Raw genomic sequence first — 1,426 nt, 5'->3', positions numbered from 1 at the left:
GCCGAATCCTGTTGAAGTTCCTGTAATAAACCATACTTTACTCATGTTTAATTTCTCCTTTAGTAATCAGATTATTGAGAATGATCATTCTATTATGTGTATAATCATGCTGCTCAAATTAAACGTCAAGCATTGACATAGCGGAACTAGCTATACGGTGAAGCTTCTCTTTGTTGGCTGAAGTTCCACAGCCATATTGACAAGCAGGCAGCCCCGAGGCTTGTCGTCGGACCCCTCAATCATGAAGTCAAACAGAAAACGCACAGCTTGCTTATGACTATCGGCTCGGGTGATGCCTGAGTGAAATTGCGCGTCCAAGTACGTATTGTAACGTTCAATGGCTTCCTCTCTGCTTATATTTATATCACATTGAGAACGTTCGGTAAATAATTATTTTTACCGAACGTTCTCATATTATGTCATTATCTCATGCCGTTACTCCGTGTCGAATAAGAACTGATTTTACAACCTCGCTGCCTGAAGCTTGATCCGGAAGTCTGACGCCTCCTTCAATGAGGCTCTCCGCTACCACGGCATAGTCCCCTTGAGGATCCTTATAATTCAACGATCCCCAGATACAGCTATTGAGCGGGGTCCCTCCAAACTCATTTAGAATTTCAAGTGATGCTCCGTGTCTGATCAGCAATTGGACAATTGCGTGGTTCCCCCGTATCGCAGCGCGGTGAAGAGCTGTCATCGAATGCTCATTACGCCGCGCATCTGGCTGGAAACCAACATCCAACATAAGTCGAACAGCCTCTACTCGATGATCCCATGCTGCATCCGTAATAACACTTTGATTTTCCGTATCTAGGGATTGAACGATGTCCCGACGTTCTCTTAACATGTCATGGACGGTTTCGGAATCCGCCCGCATACAGGCAAGGAGTAATTTCTGCTCATCTGAACTATAAGACAACATCAACTCCGTGATGGCAGCATGACCAAGGTGTGCCGCAAGAAAAAGCGGTCTGGCCCCTGCGCCGATATTGTACTCATAAATGTGCCCTCCATTCGATTCACCGGAGGTAAAGTCCCCTTTTCCCACTTGAGCTTGAAGAGCATTCGGGTCCTCATTAAGAAGGTGGCGAACAAGTTCAATGTCTCCTAACTTACATGCCATAAAGATATCCGCATGGGCACCACGCTTAATCAAGTGTCTACATTTGTCTGGATTATTAATAGCATACTGAGCAGCTGTACTGTTATGGTCAATATCCCGCATGTCAATGTCAGCCCCGTGATTCAGCAGGAAATCGATGACATCAGGTGAGACAGCATAATGCAGCGGGACCTGTCCATCAGGTCCGCGCTGATTAACAACTGCTGGATCCTCGTCCACCATTTTTTGCAAGACTTCTATCATCCCTAAAGCTGCAGCAGCGTGTGGATCGACATGAGCTCCTCGTTCAATAAGGTAACGGGA

General features: G+C 46.1%; 1 protein-coding gene. It reads right to left on the bottom strand.

Annotation, left to right across the window (positions count from 1 at the left end; translation table 11 throughout):
- Window positions 1-427 precede the first annotated feature (427 nt).
- The coding region (locus tag AC1DUA_RS37485; RefSeq protein ID WP_477504554.1) for an ankyrin repeat domain-containing protein at window positions 428-1,426 on the bottom strand (999 nt) is incomplete at its 5' end.

Source organism: Paenibacillus sp. 01T422, assembly GCF_056398785.1.
This window is presented reverse-complemented; position numbering and strand designations above follow the sequence as displayed.